Below are 19771 nucleotides of genomic sequence, written 5' to 3' on the forward strand. Positions count from 1 at the left end.
GTTCGGGTCGGCCCCCGCCGCCGCGCCGCCCGACCCGAACTGTCCGACGCCGCGGTCGTTTCGCGCTCATGGGGCATGGCACTGGCGACGCTGGTCAGCCGGATCACCGGATTCCTGCGGATCGTGCTGCTCGCGGCGATCCTCGGCGCCGCGCTGTCCAGCTCGTTCTCGGTGGCCAACCAGCTGCCCAACCTCGTCGCCGCGCTGGTGCTGGAGGCCACCTTCACCGCCATCTTCGTGCCGGTCCTGGCGCGCGCCGAACGCGACGACCCCGACGGCGGCACCGCGTTCGTCCGCCGCCTGGTGACGCTGGCGACCACCCTGCTGCTCGTCGCAACCGTGCTGTCGGTGGCGGCCGCGCCGCTGCTCGTACACCTGATGCTCGGCGACGACCCGCAGGTCAACAATCCGCTGACCACGGCGTTCGCCTACCTGCTGCTGCCGCAGGTGCTCTTCTACGGGCTGTCGTCGGTGTTCATGGCGATCCTCAACACCCGCAACGTGTTCGGGCCACCCGCGTGGGCGCCGGTGGTCAACAACGTGGTGGCGATCGCCACGCTCGGGCTGTACGTGATCGTGCCCGGGGAACTGTCGATCGACCCCGTCGAGATGGGCAACGCGAAACTGCTGGTCCTCGGCATCGGCACCACGCTCGGCGTGTTCGCGCAGACCGCGGTGCTGCTGCTCGCGATCCGCCGCGAACGCATCAGCCTGCGCCCGCTGTGGGGCATCGACGACCGCCTCAAGAAGTTCGGCACCATGGCCGCGGCGATGGTGCTCTACGTCCTCATCAGCCAGATCGGCCTGATCGTCGGCAACCAGATCGCCAGCGGCGCGGCCGCGTCGGGGCCGGCCATCTACAACTACACCTGGCTGGTGCTGCAGCTGCCGTTCGGCATCATCGGCGTCACCGTGCTCACCGTGGTCATGCCCCGGTTGTCCCGCAACGCCGCCGCCAACAACATCCGCGCCGTTCTCGGCGACTTCTCGCTGGCCACCCGGCTGACGATGGTGACGCTGATCCCGATCGTGGCGATCATGACCGTCGGCGGGCCCGCGATCGGCACCGCGCTGTTCGCGTACGGCAATTTCGGCGAGACCGACGCCGGCTACCTCGGCATGGCGATCGCGCTGTCGGCGTTCACGCTGATCCCGTATTCGCTGGTGCTCCTGCAGCTCCGGGTGTTCTACGCCCGCGAGCAACCGTGGACCCCGATCATCGTGATCATCGTGGTGACGACGGTGAAGATCATCGCGTCACTGTTCGCGCCTGCCATGACCGACGACCCCGACCTGGTGGCCGGCTACCTCGGCCTCGCCAACGGACTCGGTTTCCTCGCGGGCGCGGTGGTCGGCTGGTTCCTGCTGCGGTCGAGCCTGCGGCCGCCCGGTGGCCGGATGCTCGACGTCCAGGTCATCCGGACCGTCCTGGTGACGGTCGCGGCGTCTCTGCTGGCGGGTCTGCTGGCCTACGTCGTCGACCAGCTGACCGGACTCGAGACGCTCACCAGCGGACCGGGATCGCTGGTGCGGCTCGTGGTGATGGGCGTGATCATGCTGCCCGTCTTTGCGGGTGTGCTGGTGGCGGCGAAGGTCCCCGAGGCCCAGGCCGCGATCGCGTTCGTGCGGCGGCGGCTCGGGCGGGCCGCACCGGTGCCCGCCGCGTCAATATCTGCACCCGACCGACCGCGGCCCGCGACCGGCTTCCCGTACGCTGACCCCAGGAGTGCGCGTCATGACCGCGAGGATTCCGGCCGCTACGCGCCTCCGATGCGGGGTACTCCGGTGCGTGGGGCCGGGGCGGACAGGTGGAGAGGACCAGCGGTGAGCGACGACTCCGCGGGTGATTCCGCAGCGAAAGACGGCACGTCGACCACCAAGATCTCGCGGCCGTCCGCGGATGATTTCGCCCCCGACGTCCCCGAGGTCACCAAGGAGATGCCCGCGTCCGGCCGTCCCCCGGCCGACTACGGCGGCGATCCCTCCCGTGAATCGCTGCCCTTCGACGCCCCCCGCGAACCCCCGATCGAGGCGGCCACCTCCGACGAGGACGTGCACCTCATCCCCGGCGCGACCGTCGGCGGCGGCCGGTACCGCCTGCTGGTGTCCCACGGCGGACCGCCCAATCTCCAGTTCTGGCAGGCGCTCGACACCGCGCTCGACCGCCAGGTCGCGTTGACGTTCGTCGACCCGGACGCCACCCTGCCCGACGAGCGCGTCCGGGAGATCCTGGCGCGCACCCTCAAGCTCAGCCGCCTCGACATGCCCGGCGTGGCGCGCGTCCTCGATGTCGCCAACACCGGCTCCGGTGGCCTCATCGTGTCGGAGTGGATCCGCGGCGGGTCGCTGGCCGAGGTCGCCGACACCTCGCCCTCCCCGATCGGCGGGGCCCGCGCGATGCAGTCGCTCGCCGCGGCCGCCGAGGCGGCGCACCGCTCCGGGGTTTCCCTGTCCATCGACCATCCGAGCCGCGTGCGGGTGAGCATCGAGGGCGACGTCGCGCTGGCGTTCCCCGCGACCATGCCCGACGCCACGCCCGAAGAGGACATCCGCGGTATCGGGGCCGCGCTGTACGCGCTGCTGGTCAACAAGTGGCCGCTGCCCGAGACCGGGGTGCCCAGCGGGCTCGCCCCCGCCGACACCGACCCGGCGGGCAACCCCCTCGAACCCCGCGCGGTCGATCGCGACATCCCGTTCCAGATCTCCGCCGCGGCCGCGCACGCGGTCCAGCCCGACGGCGGCATCCGCAGCGCGCCCACGCTGCTCAACCTGCTCCAGCAGGCCACCGCGGTCGCCGACCGCACCGACCTCATCTCCCCGGTCGACCGCCCCGACGGCGGGGAGGCGCCGTCCCGCTTCCGCGGCCGCCCCGACGACGATCCGGAGACGCTCGCGCGGCGCAAGCGCGGTCTGATGGTGGGCCTCGCAGTCGGTGGGGCCATCGTCGTCATCGCGCTGATCGTGCTGGCGACCGTGCTGTCCCGCATCTTCGGCGACGTCGGCGGCGGCTTCGACGGTGACGAACTCGGCCTCAACGCCCCGAGCACCTCGGCGGAATCCGACGGCGGATCGAGCGCGCCGGGCAACGTGGTCAAGCCGGTGCGCGCGACCGTGTTCTCCCCCGACGGCGGCGCCGACTCCCCCGATCAGGCCGGTAACGCCATCGACGGCAACCCGTCGACGGTGTGGCCCACCGACACCTACTCCGATCCCATGCCGTTCCCGAACTTCAAGAACGGTGTCGGGCTCATGCTCGAGCTGCCGCAGCCCACCACGCTGAGCGCGGTCGACATCAACGTCTCCTCCACCGGCACCTCGGTGCAGATCCGGTCCTCCCAGTCGGCCGATCCGTCGTCGCTCGACAGCACCACCGCGATGACGCCGTCGACCCCACTGAAGACCGGCAGCAACACCATCGAGATCAGCGACGCCTCGCCCACCTCCTACGTGCTGGTGTGGATCGACAAGCTCGGGACCGTCGACGGGGCGAGCCGTACCGACGTCTCGGAGATCACACTCAAGGGCACGTCCTAGGAGTTATCCACAGGCGGGTGACTTCGTGCCCGCGACCCCCCGCCGGGGCCCTTAGTGTTCGGCTGTGGGGAGCTTCGACACCGCGGCCAGATCCGACGCCCAACTGCTCGCCGATCACGTCGCCGGTGACCGCTACGCGTTCGCCGCGCTGCTGGAACGCCACCACCGCCAGCTCGAGCGGCTCGCGCTGACCACCAGCACCAACCGGGAGGACGCCGCCGACGCGCTGCAGGACGCGCTGCTCAAGGCCCACAGCCACGCCGCGACGTTCCGGCACGACTGCGCGGTGAGCAGCTGGCTGTACCGGATCGTGGTCAACGCCTGTCTGGACCGGTTGCGCCGCAACCGCATCCACGGCACCACCACCCTGCTCGACGACGTCGCGGTCGGCGATCCCACCGCCCACGTCGACACCGCGATCGTCGTCGAACGCGCCTTGCTGCGGCTACCCGCCGAACAACGCGCCGCGATCGTCGCGGTCGACATGCAGGGCTACTCCGTCGCCGAGACCGCCCGGCTGCTGGGCATCGCCGAGGGCACGGTCAAGAGCCGGTGCAGCCGCGGCCGTGCCAAACTCGCCGAGGCGCTGCGCGGCCTCGAGGAACCGCCGGCCTGCGGCACCCTGCCGCGATCCACCCGGGCACGCAGCCGCAGGCGGCCCACCCTCGAGCGCGCGGTGCGTCACACGGGTGCCGTCGAGCGGCCGTAGCGTAGGCCTGCACGCGCGCGGGAACACCCCGACCTACGCTGGTGTTGTACCCGTGCCGGTGCGAAACGGCAGAAAGGCTCTCATGACCACCTCTTCCACGGTTCACGATGTGATCATCATCGGCTCCGGGCCGGCCGGCTACACGGCCGCCGTGTACGCCGCGCGCGCCCAGCTCAAACCCCTGGTATTCGAGGGCACGCAGTTCGGCGGCGCCCTCATGACCACCACCGAGGTGGAGAACTACCCCGGCTTCCGCAACGGCATCACCGGTCCCGAACTGATGGACGAGATGCGCGAGCAGGCGCTGCGCTTCGGCGCCGACCTGCGGATGGAAGACGTCGACGAGGTCTCCCTCGAAGGTCCGATCAAGACGGTCACGGTCGGCGACGAGACCCACCGGGCCCGCGCCGTGATCCTCGCCATGGGTGCGGCCGCCCGCCACCTCGGTGTGCCCGGTGAGGAGTCGCTGCTCGGTATGGGTGTGAGCACCTGTGCCACATGTGACGGCTTCTTCTTCCGCGACCAGGACATCGCGGTCATCGGTGGCGGCGACTCGGCGATGGAGGAGGCGACGTTCCTCACCCGCTTCGCCCGCAGCGTCACCGTCATCCACCGCCGCGAGGAGTTCCGCGCGTCGCGGATCATGCTCGACCGCGCCCGCGCCAACGAGAAGATCACGTTCCTCACCAACACCGCGGTCACCGAGATCGAAGGCGACCCCAAGGTGACCGGAATCCGCTTGCGCGACACCGTGACCGGCGAAGAGTCCAAACTCTCGGTGACCGGTGTGTTCGTCGCGATCGGACACGTCCCGCGGTCGGACATCGTGCGCAGTCAGGTCGACCTCGACGAGGACGGTTACGTGCTCACGCAGGGCCGGACCACCAACACGTCGATCGAAGGTGTCTTCGCCGCAGGCGATCTCGTGGACCGCATCTACCGGCAGGCGATCACCGCCGCGGGCAGCGGCTGTTCGGCGGCCATCGACGCCGAACGCTGGCTCGCCGAGATCGGCGTCGCCCCAAGCGATGAAGAGATCTCCGCACCGATCTGAGCCGCGATCCGACCCACCCCATCCCCGACCCTTTGAGGAGTAGACATGGCCGACAACAGCGCCACCGTCACCGTCACCGACGACTCGTTCAAGCAGGACGTCCTGTCCAGCAGCACTCCGGTGCTGGTCGACTTCTGGGCGACCTGGTGCGGCCCGTGCAAGATGGTCGCCCCGGTCCTCGAGGAGATCGCCGGCGAGAAGGCGGGCGCCCTGACCGTCGCCAAGCTCGACGTCGACTCGAACCCGACCACCGCCCGTGACTTCCAGGTGGTCTCGATCCCGACCATGATCCTGTTCAAGGACGGTGAACCGGTCAAGCGGATCGTCGGTGCCAAAGGCAAGGCGGCACTGCTGCGGGAACTCTCGGACCTGCTCTGACACGTCACGGCCCGGTTCCGGTCCGCCTGGCGTTTTCCGGATTGGCGGCAACTTCTGAGAGAATGCCTCCGGGCCTGTCGTGCATATGTCGGTGCCACAGGGGTACTGACAGCGAAAGCTGAGGGCCTGCCGAAGGGGCAAGTATGTCGAGTCTGCGTCACGGCGATCGCGGGGCCGCAGTCGCCGAGATCCGCGCAGCGCTCTCCGCTCTGGGCTTGGTGGAAAGCCCCGACGACGATCTCGCCACCGGAAGGCACGTCGTGGCCGATCTGTTCGACGACGACCTCGACCAGGCGGTCCGCGCGTTCCAACAGCACCGCGGACTGCTGGTCGACGGCATCGTCGGCGAGGCGACCTACCGCGCGCTCAAAGAGGCGTCCTACCGACTCGGCGCCCGCACGCTCATGCACCAGTTCGGCGCCCCGATGTACGGCGACGACGTCGCCACGCTGCAGGCCCGGTTACAGGACCTCGGCTTCTACACCGGTTTGGTGGACGGACATTTCGGTCTGCAGACCCACCACGGTCTGACCTCCTACCAACGCGAGTACGGGTTGTACCCGGACGGCATCTGCGGTCCGGAGACACTGCGCTCGCTGTACTTCCTCGGATCCCGGGTCACCGGCGGCTCCCCGCACGCGATCCGCGAGGAGGAACTGGTGCGCCGGTCCGGTCCCCGGCTGTCGGGTAAGCGGGTCATCATCGATCCGGGCCGCGGCGGCAGCGACCACGGGCTCATCACCCACGGCCCGGAGGGCCCGATCAGCGAAGCAGACATCCTGTGGGACTTGGCAAGTCGCCTCGAAGGCCGCATGACCGCGATCGGGATGGACACCTTCCTGTCGCGCCCGGTGAATCGCAGCCCGTCGGACGCCGAACGCGCCGCGACCGCCAACACCGTCGGCGCGGACCTGATGATCAGCCTGCGCTGCGCCGCCCAGGCCGGCCCGGCGGCCAACGGTGTCGCCTCGTTCCACTTCGGCAACTCCCACGGATCGGTGTCCACCATCGGCCGCAACCTCGCCGACTTCATCCAGCGAGAGGTCGTCGCCCGCACCGGGTTACGCGACTGCCGCACCCACGGCCGCACCTGGGATCTGCTGCGGTTGACCCGAATGCCCACCGTGCAGGTCGATGTCGGCTACATCACCAATCCGCGCGATCGAGAACTGTTGGTGTCCAATCACACTCGCGACGCGATCGCCGAAGGTATCCTCGCCGCGGTCAAACGGCTCTACCTGCTGGGTAAGAACGACCGTCCCACAGGGACTTTCACGTTCGCCGAGCTGCTCGCACATGAACTGTCGGTCGAACAGGCCGGCCGGCTGAGCTCCGGCTAGTTCTCAGTAGCGTCCGCTGCCCGCGCCTACCGGCAGCTGCGCGGACTCCAGCAGTCGTTCCAGCGCCGCCTCGACGCCGGCCTTCCAGCCGAGGCCCTGCTCCAATTCGAGCCGCAGCCGCGGAAAGTACTGGTGCGGCGCGACGACGGTGAAGCCGACGTCCTCGAGGAAATCGGCGTCGATCATGCACTGATGCACCGAGCACTCCCCCAGCGCCTCCACGACCGGGACGAGGTCGGCGGGCACCACGCGCGGGTCGAGCAGTTCGGCCGCCGCGGCGGTACGGCCGAATGCCTCGAGTGCGCGCACCCCGCGACGGACGAGGTCGCCGACCACCGAGGTGAGCAACGTGTTCGGCAGATCCGCAGCGTCGTCGCCGGGCTCCACCCCCACCGTCGTCAGCAGGATGGCGTCCGGGCTGACCGGACCGGTGGGAAACAAGGTCGCACGTGGAACCGCCCGCGGCGGCGCGTAGAACGCATACCCGACGCAGGGCTCCTCCACGGACGGGTCGGTCGCCGCGTCCTCGTCGCTCAGGCCCTCGGGGCAGAGCACCGCGACCTGACCGCACGAACCCCACTCGAGCATGACCATCGACAGCCACGCTTCCTTCTCGAACTCCGGGTCCGACAGGTGATCCTCGCGGCCGAGTGTCGCCGGATCGACCTCCCAGAACACGCAGCGCCGCGCGTGCTTGGGAAGCTGCTCGAACGCTTCCAGACGCAGGGGCGTGATTCGTGCCGGCACTAGCCTCTCCGGTTCTCGTGCGCTGCGGATTCCGTGTCCAGGATAGGCACCGTGGCCGCGGTGGGTCGGACAACGGCGGGTCGGAGGCCCGCGGAAGGCGAATCCCCTTGCGGGTCAATCGCTTTACGTAGGACAGGTGCGGGCAGCCGGCCCGCCGAACATCGTGGTGTCACAGTGACGTAATGCCCCCGTGTCCTTGTTCAGGACTTCGCCGAGTTCATCAACTCGACAATTCGCTGCAAATCGTCGACCGACCCGAATTCGACCACGATCTTGCCTTTGCGTTTGCCGAGGCTCACGGTGACCCGGGTGTCGAACGCCGTCGAGAGCTGTTCGGCCACATCCTGCAACCCCGGCATCTGGATCGGCTTACGCCGTGGCGCCGGCGGTGCGGCCGGATCGCTGCGGTTGGCCAGAGTGACGGCCTCCTCGGTCGCGCGGACCGACAGACCCTCGGCGACGATGCGGGCGGCGAGCTCCTCCTGCCGTTCCGGGCCGCCCTCGAGGGCGAGGAGCGCACGGGCGTGGCCGGCGGACAAGACGCCCGCGGCAACCCGCCGCTGCACGGCGATCGGGAGACGCAGCAGCCGGATCATGTTCGTGATCAACGGGCGCGATCGACCGATCCGGGAAGCGAGTTCGTCGTGGGTGACCCCGAACTCGTCGAGTAGTTGTTGGTAGGCGGCCGCCTCTTCGAGCGGGTTCAGCTGTACCCGGTGGATGTTCTCGAGCAGCGCGTCGCGGAGCAGATTGTCGTCGGCGGTCTCCCGCACGATGGCGGGAATCGTCGCCAGCCCGGCCTCCTGCGCGGCCCGCCACCTCCGCTCCCCCATCACGAGTTGGTAGCGCGGCCCCGCATCGCCGGGCTCCAACGCCCGCACGACGATCGGCTGCATGAGCCCGAACTCCCGGATGGAGTGCACGAGTTCGGCCAGCGCCTCGTCGTCGAACACCTGGCGGGGCTGCTTGGGATTCGGTTCGATGGCCGCGGGATCGATCTCCCGGTACACCGCGCCGACCTCCGCCGCGGGCGGCACCACCGCCGGGCCGCCGCCGATCACCACGTCGGCCGCGGCGCTACCCATCCGGGGTCCGCCCAATGCGGACGGGCTGCCGTCCTCCGCGGGACCGGTCGGAATCAGGGAGGCCAACCCGCGGCCGAGTCCGCTGCGCTTACGAGTGGGTTGGGTCATGTCGTTGTCTCCTTCGCGCACAGACGGTCATCGGGCGGTGCCGTCATGGGGTGCTCCCCGCTCCGCCAGTTCGCGGCTGGCGTCGAGGTAGCTCATCGCACCCCGGGATCCGGGGTCGTAGTCGAGGATCGTCATCCCGTAACCGGGCGCCTCGGACACCTTCACACTGCGCGGGATCACGGTGCGCAGCACCTTGTCGCCGAAGTGTGCGCGGACATCCTGCGCCACCTGGTCGGCGAGTCGGGTTCGGCCGTCGTACATCGTGAGGACGACCGTCGACACGGTGAGCTCGGGGTTGAGATGGGACTTCACCATCTCGATGTTGCGAAGCAGCTGGCCCACCCCCTCGAGGGCGTAGTACTCGCACTGGATGGGGATCAGCACCTCGGGCGCCGCCACCAAGGCGTTGATCGTGAGCAGGCCGAGCGACGGCGGGCAGTCGATGAAGACGTAGTCGAAGTCGTACTTCTTCAGTTCCGACAGCGCGGTCCGCAGTCGACCCTCGCGGGCCACCATGCTGACGAGTTCGATCTCCGCGCCGGCGAGGTCGATGGTCGCGGGTACGCAGTAGAGCCGTTCGCTGTGCGGGCTCCGTTGCAGCGCCTCCTCCACGGGGATGTCGCCGATCAACACCTCGTACGACGAGGCGGTGCCGGGGCGATGCTCGATGCCGAGGGCGGTACTCGCATTGCCCTGCGGGTCGAGGTCGATCACGAGCACCTTCAACCCCTGGAGCGCCAGCGCCGCCGCGATGTTGACTGCCGTCGTCGTCTTGCCGACGCCACCCTTCTGGTTCGCGATGGTGAAGACGCGCTGCCGTGTCGGCCGCGGCAGCCCACCGCGCTGGGCCGAGTGCAGGACCCGGACGGCCCGCTCGGCCTCCGCGCCGATCGGGGTGTCGATCACGGCGTCGTTCTGCCACTCCTGGCCGTGGGCCGCATTGTCGGGTGCCGCGGCGGGCCATGTTTCACGTGAAACCTGCGCGCCCCCGGTTCGATCAGGTCCGCTGCTCATGCTCATCTCCTGCCCGATCGCATCGGCCGGTTGCGCTTCTTCAACGGTGCCCCGCGCCGAGCCGCGACGACGGTCGCGGGCGGTTCCAAGTACTCCGCGCCACATTTCAACACCCTCACATCGACGGCGCCGGCGCGGGTGAGTACACGCCGGTTCTCCTCGATCTCTGTTTCCGCCCGCGCACCCTTGAGCGCCAGCATCTCACCGCCGACTCGGAGGAGACCCATGCTCCACGTGGCCAGCTTGTCGAGAGCGGCGACCGCCCGCGATGTGACCACGTCCATCTCCCCCACCTCGCCCAGCACGTCGGCATCCTCGGCCCGTCCGCGGATCACCCGGACGTCGATGCCGAGTTCCTCGACGACCTCGCTCAGGAACTCCGACCGCCGCAGCATCGGCTCGATGAGCGTCACGTGGACGTCCGGCCGAGCCAACGCCAACGGTATCCCGGGGAGTCCGGCGCCGCTCCCGATGTCGGCGATCCACTGGTCCGGTTCGACCAACTCGCCGACGGCGGCACTGTTGAGGACGTGCCGGTCCCAGAGCCGGTCTGTCTCCCGTGGGCCGATCAGCCCGCGTTCCACACCGGCGGTCGCCAACAGTTCGGTATACCGGCACGCCAAAGGGAGGCGCTCACCGAAGACCGCTTCGGCGGCGGGCGGCGGCTCACCGTGTTTCACGTGAAACATCCCCTGCCTGTCGACGCCCGAAGAACTACATGGATGTAACTCAGGTCAGTCGGCGAGGACCACGACGCGACGCGACGGCTCGACGCCCTCGCTCTCGCTGTGCACACCCGGCACCGCGGCGACCGCGTCGTGCACGATCTTGCGCTCGAACGGGGTCATCGGAGCGAGTTCTTCGCGCTCCCCGGTCTCCAGCACCCGGCGGGCCACCTTGTCGCCCAACGCCGCCAGCTCGTCGCGACGACGGCGACGCCACCGCGCGATGTCGAGCATCAGCCGGCTGCGCTCGCCGGTCTTCTGGTGCACGGCGAGCCGCGTCAGCTCTTGGAGCGCGTCGAGCACCTCACCCTTGCGGCCGACCAACTTGTTCAGGTCGCTGCCGCCGTCGATGCTCACCACCGCACGGTCGCCCTCGACGTCCAGATCGATATCGCCGTCGAAGTCGAGCAGATCGAGCAACTCCTCGAGGTAGTCGCCGGCGATCTCGCCCTCGGCGACCAACCGCTCCTCGAGATCGTCGGCCGGAGCCGAGGTCTCCACGTCGTCGGTCCGCTCGGTCGTGTCTGCGTCAGTCATGTGTGTCTCTCCCTCTTCCGCCAGTCCCCGACTGGTCAACGCTTACGCTTCTTCGGCCGGGCCCCCGGCCGTGGCGTTCGGTTCGCGGCCGGTCCGCCGCTGGGATTCGCCACCCCGTTACCGCTCGCTTTGGGCACCGGCCCGTCGCTCGCCGCGTCATCGGACACCACGCCGTCGCCGTCATCGGCACCCGCATCCACGACGCCGGCGGCGTCCTCGGCCTTGCGGGTCCGCTTCGGCTTGGCACCCGGGGCCGGCGCGTTGGCGGAACGGCGCTCGAGCGCCTCGGCCTTCTTGGCCTCTTCTTCCTTCTCGATCTTGTTGAACACGTAGTGCTGCTGACCGTAGGTCCAGATGTTGTTCGCCAACCAGTACATGATCACCGCGAGCGGCAGGAACGGACCGCCGACCACCACGCCCAACGGGAAGATGTAGAGCGCCAGCTTGTTCATCAACGCGGTCTGCGGGTTGGCCGCCGCTTCGGGCGTCTGCCGGGCCACCGAGGCGCGGCTGTTGAAGTGCGTCGCGATGCCGGCCAGGATCATGATCGGGACACCGACGGCGATCACCGCGACGCGGTTGAATTCGGTGAACGCCTCCAGACCGTGCTGCTGGATCATCGTCGCCCCCAGCGGCGCCCCGAAGAGGTTGGCGTCCAGGAAGTGTCCGACATCGGTCGCGCTGAACACGTAGTTGGGCAGGCTGCGGTTCTCCTCCACCGACAGCCCCAGCCGACCGATACCGGTCTGGGTCCGGTTGAACGACATCAGCACGTGGTACAGGCCGAGGAACACCGGGATCTGCGCAAGCATCGGCAGGCATCCGAGGATCGGGTTGAACCCGTGCTCCTTCTGGAGCTTCTGCATCTCCAGCGCCATGCGCTGACGGTCCTTGCCGTACTTCTTCTGCAGCGCCTTGATCTGCGGCTGCAATTCCTGCATCTGACGCGTGGTGCGGATCTGCCGGACGAACGGCTTGTAGAGGATCGCGCGCAGCGTGAACACCAGGAACATCACGGACAGCGCCCAGGCGAAGAAGTTGTCGGGGCCCAACAGGAAGGCGAACGCCTTGTACCAGACCCACATGATCGCCGACACCGGGTAATAGATGATGTCGAGACTGAAGAAGTTAAACACTCGTGCTGCTCCTGACGGGGTCCGCGGCGTCGGCGCCGCTTCGGTCTTGGGGCGGCGCACTCGCCGCATCCGGCCGTTCGGGGATCGGGTCCCATCCTCCCCGATGCCACGGACCGCACTTCGCGAGCCGTACCAAGGACAGCCAACCGCCGCGAACCAACCCGTATTCGGTCAGCGCGTCGACGGCGTACTGGCTGCAGGTCGGCGTGAAGCGGCACGACGGCAGGCGAAGCGGAGAGATCATGTGCCGGTAGAGCTGGATGACGTACACGACGGCCTTGGCTGCCGAGATGCTCACGCGGCGGGCGGCATTCACGCCGAGGCCTCGACACGGGGCCGGGCGCGGCGCAGCGCCTGGGACAGTTCGTGCGACAGCCGCGCCGAGGACGAGGTGGCGGCGCCGGGCAGCGCCCGGATCACCATCCGGTGGCCGGGCTGCAACTGGTCGAGCATGGGATAGACGCTGTGCCGGAGGCGACGGGACACCCGGTGGCGCACCACCGCATTGCCGACGGCCTTCGAGACCACCAGACCGATGCGCGGTCCGGTCGGATCGTCGGCGGCATGCGCCAGGTGCACGACGAGGTCGGGCTGCGCGGAGCGCACCCCTTTACCGACCGTCGAGCTGAACTCCGTCGACCGGGTCATCCGGTACCGAGCCGGAAGCACCGCGGGTGAACCTGCGTCGACTCACGCAGTCAGAGAACGGCGGCCCTTACGACGACGGCCCGTCACGATCGCCCGACCGGCGCGGGTACGCATCCGCAGCCGGAACCCGTGCACACGCGCGCGACGACGGTTGTTGGGCTGGAACGTCCGCTTGCCCTTGGCCACGGCAATCTCTCCTCGTTACGTGTGGCGACCGAGTTCCATCCGCATGTCGTGCCGGATGGACGCGGTTGCCGTTGTTAAGCTCGTGCAACTTGCCGGCGCGGGCTCCGTCAGACGGATCGCAGCCGTACCGCCACTTGCGGGCGACTGTTCGAGGGTACTGACGAGATTTGCCCGGGTCAAACCTGGTCCCGGCACCGCCCGAACGTTGACATTCGTCACATTCTTCACCGTGGTTTTCGGCGACAAAGATGAAGTCTCCCAATGTTGTCGAACGGTTGGCACTCCGAGAGAAAACTGTTAGCTTCTGGCAATGCCGTTTCGTACCCGGGACGGCCGCCGACAACGAAACCAGAACGACCCACCGGCCGCGAGCCCACAGCCGCATCACCCGCTGTGCCGAGCCCCGTCCCGGTGGCGTCCCAACCGGTAGACAAACAGGACGACGACGACTGCCCGTTACTCCACAGACTGTGGATAACTTTGTGGACAGTTTGTCCTCGTGCCTTTGGTCGACCTCTGGACCCGACCGCGAGGGGGTGAGCCGTCTTTGACCGCGGACCCCGACCCACCCTTCGTCGCCGTGTGGAACACCGTCGTCGCCGAACTCAACGGGGACACCCGCAACGGCGACGGCGCCCTCCCCACTCTCACCCCGCAGCAGCGGGCGTGGCTCAAACTCGTCAAACCCCTCGTGATCACCGAGGGGTTCGCGTTGCTGTCGGTGCCGACGCCGTTCGTCCAGAACGAGATCGAACGCCACCTGCGCGAACCGATCATCACCGCCCTCAGCCGTCATCTCGGTCAGCGGGTCGAGCTCGGCGTGCGCATCGCGACCCCCTCCCCCGAGGATGAGGCCCCGCCGCCGGTCCTGGCTCCTGAGGTCGACGAGGTCGACGAGGACACTGAGGCCCGGGTCAGCGCCGAGGAGACCTGGCCGCGGTATTTCAGCCGGCCGCCGGAGAACCCGGCCCCCGAGGATCCCAACGCGGTCAGCCTCAACCGGCGCTACACCTTCGACACCTTCGTCATCGGGGCGTCGAACCGGTTCGCCCACGCCGCGACGCTCGCGATCGCCGAGGCGCCGGCCCGCGCGTACAACCCGCTGTTCATCTGGGGTGAATCCGGCCTCGGCAAAACGCATCTGCTGCATGCCGCGGGCAACTACGCCCAGCGGCTGTTCCCGGGTATGCGCGTCAAGTACGTGTCGACCGAGGAATTCACCAACGACTTCATCAACTCGCTGCGCGACGACCGCAAGGCCTCGTTCAAGCGGAGTTACCGCGACATCGACGTGCTGCTCGTCGACGACATCCAGTTCATCGAAGGCAAGGAAGGCATCCAGGAGGAGTTCTTCCACACCTTCAACACGCTGCACAACGCGAACAAGCAGATCGTCATCTCCTCGGACCGGCCGCCCAAACAGCTGGCGACGCTGGAGGATCGGCTGCGCACGCGGTTCGAGTGGGGGCTGATCACCGATGTGCAGCCGCCCGAACTCGAGACGCGGATCGCGATCCTGCGCAAGAAGGCGCAGATGGACCGGCTCGACGTCCCCGACGACGTACTCGAGCTCATCGCGAGCAGTATCGAGCGCAACATCCGCGAACTCGAAGGTGCCCTGATCCGGGTCACCGCGTTCGCCTCGCTGAACAAGACGCCGATCGACAAGTCACTCGCCGAGATCGTGCTGCGGGATCTGATCTCCGATGCGAGCACGATGCAGATCTCGACCGCGGCGATCATGGCCGCGACCGCCGAGTACTTCGAGACCACCGTCGAGGAGCTGCGCGGGCCCGGTAAGACCCGCGCCCTGGCCCAGTCCCGCCAGATCGCGATGTACCTGTGCCGGGAGCTCACCGATCTGTCGCTGCCCAAGATCGGGCAGGCGTTCGGCCGCGACCACACCACGGTGATGTACGCCGAGAAGAAGATCCGCGGCGAGATGGCCGAACGGCGTGAGGTGTTCGATCACGTCAAGGAACTCACCACGCGAATTCGCCAGCGCGCCAAGCGCTGACGCCCTCTTTTTTTCACGGATTTTCGGCCGCCGGATGGTTCCGGCGGCCTTCTGTCACGTGTCGAAACCCGACCGTTCGTCGGCATGCCGGAGAAATTCGGGAAAAAAACTTCGGTCACCGCTGTCACACCCGTCACCACACAAGCCTGTGGAAACTCATGGGGACAACCTGGTGATCCGATCGTGGAGAACATCCGACTTGTCATACAAGCGGTGCGCTGTGCACAGCCGCACTCGCCGGCCGGCACCTTCGTCCACAGCCCACGCACAGCCCGACACGCCAGCAGTGCTGCACCGAACGGTGTTCATCCCCAACTTCCACAGCCCCTAATACTGTTGCTTGTATATCTCTGTCTTCTTCTCCTAAGAACACAGGCGTTGGGGAAACACACGAGCGCTGGGACCGACCCACCCTGGGTGGCCCCGATGTCACCCCGATCGATTAGCTTTCAAGTTCGAGTGGAAAGCTCTACGGTGGTTCATCGACAGCCGTTACGGTCGTCGAGACGCATCTGGGCGACGCGTTCTTCGGATACCGGTAAAACCGCTGGTAGGGCTCATTGTGGTGTTATGCGAAGGGACGCTATGGACGTGGTGCCGACGACGGCGGGTCTCACCGATCTGAAGTTCCGCCTGGTACGCGAGGACTTCGCCGACGCCGTGGCCTGGGTGGCCCGCAATCTGCCGACCCGTCCGACGGTCCCGGTCCTGGCCGGTGTGCTGCTCACCGGTGACGACGACGGTCTGACGATCTCGGGATTCGACTACGAGGTGTCCGCCGAGGTCCGGGTCGCAGCCGAAATCGCTTCTCCGGGAAGCGTTCTCGTGTCGGGGCGGTTGTTGTCCGACATCACCAAGGCGTTGCCGGCCAAACCGGTCGACGTCAGCGTCGAGGGCACCCGCGTCTCGCTGACCTGCGGTAGCGCCCGCTTCTCGCTGCCGACCATGGCGGTCGAGGACTACCCGGCGTTGCCCACCCTCCCCGACGAGACCGGTGTCATCGGCGCCGATCTGTTCGCCGAGGCGATCGGTCAGGTCGCGGTGGCCGCAGGGCGGGACGACACCCTGCCCATGCTCACCGGCATCCGGGTCGAGATCACCGGCGACAGCGTCGTTTTGGCGGCGACCGACCGATTCCGCCTGGCCGTGCGCGAACTGACGTGGTCGACGAGCATCCCCGACGTCGAGGCGGCGGTCCTGGTTCCGGCCAAGACGCTGGCCGAAGCGGCCAAGGCCGGCACCGACGGCACCGAGGTGCACCTCGCGCTCGGCGCCGGTTCGGCCGTCGGCAAGGAGGGCCTGCTCGGCATCCGCAGCGAGGGCAAACGCAGCACCACCCGTCTGCTCGACGCGGAGTTCCCGAAGTTCCGCCAGCTGCTGCCCAGTGAGCACACCGCCGTCGCCACCATCGGCGTCGCCGAGCTGACAGAGGCGATCAAGCGTGTGGCACTGGTGGCCGACCGCGGCGCCCAGGTCCGGATGGAGTTCGCCGACGACGTGCTGCGGCTGTCCGCCGGCGCCGACGACGTCGGCCGCGCCGAAGAGGATCTGGCGGTGGAATTCCACGGTGAGCCGCTGACCATCGCCTTCAACCCGACCTACCTCACCGACGGGCTCGGCTCGCTGCATTCGTCGCGGGTGACGTTCGGGTTCACCACGCCGAGCCGCCCCGCGGTGCTCCGGCCTGCCGGCGACGAAGAGGCGGTCGGCGGCGAGGGACCGTTCCCTGCGCTGCAGACCGATTACGTGTATCTGTTGATGCCGGTCCGCCTTCCCGGCTGACCGGCTCGAGGCGACCAAGAGGGGCGGGACATGCAACTGGGTCTGGTGGGACTCGGCAAGATGGGCTTCAACATGCGTGAACGCCTGCGCGAGGGCGGACACGAGGTCGTCGGATACGATCCGCGGCCGGAAGTCACCGATGTGCCCTCCCTCGCCGCACTCGCCGAGGCGCTGCCGGCACCCCGCGTCGTGTGGGTGATGGTGCCGTCCGGTCCGGTCACCCACGACACGATCGTCTCGCTGGCCGAGGTGCTCTCCGAGGGCGACCTGGTCATCGACGGCGGAAACTCGCGCTACACCGAGGACGCTCCGCACGCAGAGTTGTTGAAAGCCAACGGAATCGGCTTCATCGACGCCGGGGTGTCCGGCGGCATCTGGGGTCTGGCCGAAGGCTACGGGCTGATGGTCGGTGGCGATGACGCCGACATCGAACGGGTGATGCCGATCTTCGACACCCTGCGTCCGCCCGGCGACCGTGCCGACGGATTCGTCCACGCCGGACCGGTCGGGGCGGGGCATTTCGCGAAGATGGTGCACAACGGTGTCGAATACGCGCTGATGACCGCCTACGGCGAGGGTTACGAGATGCTCGCCGCCGAAGACCTGATCAAGGACCCGCAGGCGGTTTACCAGGCCTGGACGAACGGCACCGTGGTGCGGTCCTGGCTGCAGCAGCTGCTGGCCAAGGCGTTGCGCGAAGATCCGGGTCTGGTCGAGATCTCCGGGTACACCGAGGATTCCGGTGAAGGCCGGTGGACCGTCGAGGAGGCGATCCGGCTGCGGGTGCCGGTGCCGGCGATCGCGGCGTCGCTGTTCGCACGGTTCGAATCCCGCCAGGAGGACTCCCCCACCATGAAGGCGGTCTCGGCGTTGCGTAACCAGTTCGGCGGGCACGCCGTCCAGAGGATCAGCAAGTCGGGGTAGGTACGTGTTCGTCCGGCATCTGACGCTCACGGACTTCCGGTCCTGGGCGCGCGCCGACCTGGAACTGGAGCCCGGCCGCACCGTGTTCGTCGGTCCAAACGGCTTCGGTAAGACGAATCTGGTTGAGGCGCTGTGGTATTCGGCGACCTTAGGATCACACCGGGTGGCTTCCGATGCGCCCCTGATCCGGGCGGGCGCCCCGCGGGCGGTGGTGTCGACCATCGTCGTCAACGAGGGCCGCGAACTGGCCGTCGACCTCGAGATCACCACCGGCCGCGCCAACAAGGCGCGGCTCAACCGGTCACCGGTGCGCAGCCCGCGGGAGGTACTCGGGGTGCTGCGGGCGGTGCTGTTCGCCCCCGAGGATCTCGCACTCGTGCGGGGCGACCCGGGGGAACGCCGCCGCTACCTCGACGAACTGGCCACCACCCGCAGGCCCAGCATCGCCGGTGTCCGGGCCGACTACGACCGGGTCATCCGGCAGCGCACTGCGCTGCTGAAAAGTGCTGCGGGAGCACGGTTCCGGGGTGACCGCAGCGTGCTCGACACGCTCGACGTGTGGGACGGCCACCTCGCCGAACACGGGGCACAGTTGATGGCCGCCCGCGCCGACCTGGTGCACCACCTGGCCCCCGAGGTGGAGAAGGCCTACCAGTTGCTTGCGCCCGGATCGCGGCCCGCGGCCATCCGCTACCGGCCCAGCATCGACGCCGAGGACGACGTGAGCGTCGAATACTACGAGGCCGCGCTGCTCGACGCGATGGCCCGCCGCCGCGACGCCGAACTGGAACGCGGCGTGTGCCTGGTGGGTCCCCACCGCGACGATCTGGAACTCAAACTCGGTGACCAAATGACGAAAGGCTATGCAAGCCACGGGGAATCGTGGTCGATGGCATTGTCGTTGCGGTTGGCCGGCTACGAACTCCTCAGGACCGACGGCAGCGATCCGGTGCTGCTGCTCGACGATGTGTTCGCCGAACTCGACGCCGCGCGACGCCGCGCGCTGGCCGAGGTCGCGGCATCGGCCGAGCAGGTGCTCGTCACCGCCGCCGTCGCCGAGGACATCCCCACGGATTGGGATGCGCAGAGGATCATGATCCGAATGCAGGACGACGACGACGGGCGGATCTCGGTGGTCGAGGCATGACCGACAACGACGATGACGACGACGAGGTGACCGGTCCCCCGGTGCACCTGTCGGAGCTGCGCGGTATGGACCTGGTGCGGCGCACCCTCGAGGAGGCCCGGGGCGCGGCGCGCAGCCAGGGTAAGGATGTCGGCCGCGGCCGGACGTCACCCGCGCGCCGGATTCCGCCCGTGGGCCGTCGCCGGACGTGGTCGGGTCCCGGCCCCGACTCCCGTGACCCCCAGCCCCTCGGTGCGCTGACCCGTGAATTGGCCCGGGTGCGCGGCTGGTCGCCCCGGGTCGCCGAAGGTGCGGTGTTCGGTCAGTGGGCGACGGTGGTCGGCGAGCAGATCGCCGCGCACGCGACCCCGAGCGCACTGCGCGAGGGCGTGCTGACGGTGACGGCGGAGTCCACGGCGTGGGCGACCCAGCTGCGGATGGTGCAGTCGCAGCTGCTGGCGAAGATCGCGGCCGCGGTCGGGGACGGGGTGGTCACCTCCCTCAAGATCACCGGTCCCACCGCGCCGTCGTGGCGGAAGGGCCGCTACCACATCGCGGGCCGCGGGCCACGCGATACGTACGGATGAGCGGTGGCCTGAGCGCCGCCAGGCGTCGTTCGGCCGGGTCTTGGGGCGTCTGGACGCACCGAAGCCCGAGAAATTCCGCGCACGGCGCGGATAGCTGGGTGAAAACGCCGCCGCAGCGTCGGTCCTGACGGCAT

19 protein-coding genes are annotated in these 19771 nt (G+C 68.5%); 10 read left to right on the forward strand and 9 right to left on the reverse strand.

The genetic code is table 11. From position 1 onward, the window contains the following. The 5 genes from murJ to AU194_RS22305 form a co-directional block, all read left to right on the forward strand. A partial coding sequence (gene murJ, locus AU194_RS22285) for a murein biosynthesis integral membrane protein MurJ (RefSeq protein WP_059091449.1) occupies positions 1-3534 on the forward strand: 3534 nt, incomplete at its 5' end. Between the two features lie 64 nt (positions 3535-3598). Further along, positions 3599-4243: an RNA polymerase sigma factor SigM gene (sigM, locus tag AU194_RS22290; protein WP_059091450.1), complete on the forward strand. Its 645-nt coding sequence runs from the start codon at positions 3599-3601 to the stop codon at positions 4241-4243. Positions 4244-4325: 82 nt separating this feature from the next. After that, on the forward strand, positions 4326-5297 hold the full coding sequence (gene trxB / locus AU194_RS22295) for a thioredoxin-disulfide reductase (RefSeq protein WP_059091451.1): 972 nt from the start codon (positions 4326-4328) through the stop codon (positions 5295-5297). 45 nt (positions 5298-5342) lie between these two features. Beyond that, complete coding sequence (gene trxA, locus AU194_RS22300; protein ID WP_059091452.1) at positions 5343-5675, forward strand: thioredoxin; 333 nt, start codon at positions 5343-5345, stop codon at positions 5673-5675. Positions 5676-5818: 143 nt separating this feature from the next. Next, positions 5819-7015: an N-acetylmuramoyl-L-alanine amidase gene (locus AU194_RS22305; RefSeq protein ID WP_059091453.1), complete on the forward strand. Its 1197-nt coding sequence runs from the start codon at positions 5819-5821 to the stop codon at positions 7013-7015. Between the two features lie 3 nt (positions 7016-7018). On the opposite strand, the gene AU194_RS22310 is transcribed toward AU194_RS22305, so the two are convergent. The 9 genes from AU194_RS22310 to rpmH all read right to left on the reverse strand — a co-directional run bounded on the left by AU194_RS22310 (position 7019) and on the right by rpmH (position 13201). Beyond that, positions 7019-7762, reverse strand: a complete 744-nt coding sequence (locus AU194_RS22310; protein WP_059091454.1) for a hypothetical protein — start codon at positions 7760-7762, stop codon at positions 7019-7021. Between the two features lie 200 nt (positions 7763-7962). After that, a complete protein-coding gene (locus AU194_RS22315; RefSeq protein ID WP_059091491.1) occupies positions 7963-8955 on the reverse strand; it encodes a ParB/RepB/Spo0J family partition protein in 993 nt (330 codons plus the stop codon). 27 nt (positions 8956-8982) lie between these two features. Continuing rightward, positions 8983-9975, reverse strand: a complete 993-nt coding sequence (locus AU194_RS22320) for a ParA family protein (RefSeq protein WP_059091455.1) — start codon at positions 9973-9975, stop codon at positions 8983-8985. Beyond that, positions 9972-10649: a 16S rRNA (guanine(527)-N(7))-methyltransferase RsmG gene (gene rsmG / locus AU194_RS22325; RefSeq protein WP_059091492.1), complete on the reverse strand. Its 678-nt coding sequence runs from the start codon at positions 10647-10649 to the stop codon at positions 9972-9974. The genes AU194_RS22320 and rsmG overlap by 4 nt, the downstream gene beginning before the upstream one ends. 54 nt (positions 10650-10703) lie before the next feature. Continuing rightward, complete coding sequence (locus AU194_RS22330) at positions 10704-11231, reverse strand: R3H domain-containing nucleic acid-binding protein (protein WP_059091456.1); 528 nt, start codon at positions 11229-11231, stop codon at positions 10704-10706. A 35-nt stretch (positions 11232-11266) separates the two neighbouring features. Next, positions 11267-12316, reverse strand: a complete 1050-nt coding sequence (gene yidC / locus AU194_RS22335; RefSeq protein WP_231743539.1) for a membrane protein insertase YidC — start codon at positions 12314-12316, stop codon at positions 11267-11269. 43 nt (positions 12317-12359) lie between these two features. Further along, positions 12360-12683: a membrane protein insertion efficiency factor YidD gene (gene yidD / locus AU194_RS22340; RefSeq protein WP_059091458.1), complete on the reverse strand. Its 324-nt coding sequence runs from the start codon at positions 12681-12683 to the stop codon at positions 12360-12362. Further along, the gene (gene rnpA, locus AU194_RS22345; RefSeq protein WP_059091459.1) at positions 12680-13036 is read right to left on the reverse strand and encodes a ribonuclease P protein component; all 357 of its coding nucleotides are present in this window, start codon (positions 13034-13036) and stop codon (positions 12680-12682) included. The genes yidD and rnpA overlap by 4 nt, the downstream gene beginning before the upstream one ends. A 21-nt stretch (positions 13037-13057) precedes the next feature. Further along, complete coding sequence (gene rpmH / locus AU194_RS31405; RefSeq protein ID WP_005142265.1) at positions 13058-13201, reverse strand: 50S ribosomal protein L34; 144 nt, start codon at positions 13199-13201, stop codon at positions 13058-13060. Positions 13202-13748: 547 nt separating this feature from the next. Here rpmH and dnaA point away from each other — a divergent pair. From dnaA to AU194_RS22370, 5 genes are all read left to right on the forward strand, one after another. Then, the gene (gene dnaA, locus AU194_RS22350) at positions 13749-15218 is read left to right on the forward strand and encodes a chromosomal replication initiator protein DnaA (RefSeq protein WP_059091460.1); all 1470 of its coding nucleotides are present in this window, start codon (positions 13749-13751) and stop codon (positions 15216-15218) included. Positions 15219-15803: 585 nt separating this feature from the next. Next, positions 15804-17000 carry a DNA polymerase III subunit beta gene (gene dnaN / locus AU194_RS22355; protein ID WP_059091461.1) on the forward strand — a complete coding sequence of 399 codons (1197 nt, stop codon included), beginning with the start codon at positions 15804-15806 and terminating at the stop codon, positions 16998-17000. Between the two features lie 30 nt (positions 17001-17030). Continuing rightward, positions 17031-17924 carry a phosphogluconate dehydrogenase (NAD(+)-dependent, decarboxylating) gene (gnd, locus tag AU194_RS22360; protein WP_059091462.1) on the forward strand — a complete coding sequence of 298 codons (894 nt, stop codon included), beginning with the start codon at positions 17031-17033 and terminating at the stop codon, positions 17922-17924. A 4-nt stretch (positions 17925-17928) separates the two neighbouring features. After that, positions 17929-19071, forward strand: coding sequence for a DNA replication/repair protein RecF (gene recF / locus AU194_RS22365; protein WP_059091463.1), 1143 nt, complete (start codon positions 17929-17931; stop codon positions 19069-19071). Continuing rightward, a complete protein-coding gene (locus AU194_RS22370) occupies positions 19068-19637 on the forward strand; it encodes a DUF721 family protein (RefSeq protein ID WP_059091464.1) in 570 nt (189 codons plus the stop codon). The genes recF and AU194_RS22370 overlap by 4 nt, the downstream gene beginning before the upstream one ends. The last annotated feature ends 134 nt before the right edge of the window (positions 19638-19771 follow it).

It is taken from the genome of Mycobacterium sp. GA-2829 (genome assembly GCF_001499965.1).
GTDB lineage: Bacteria > Actinomycetota > Actinomycetes > Mycobacteriales > Mycobacteriaceae > Mycobacterium.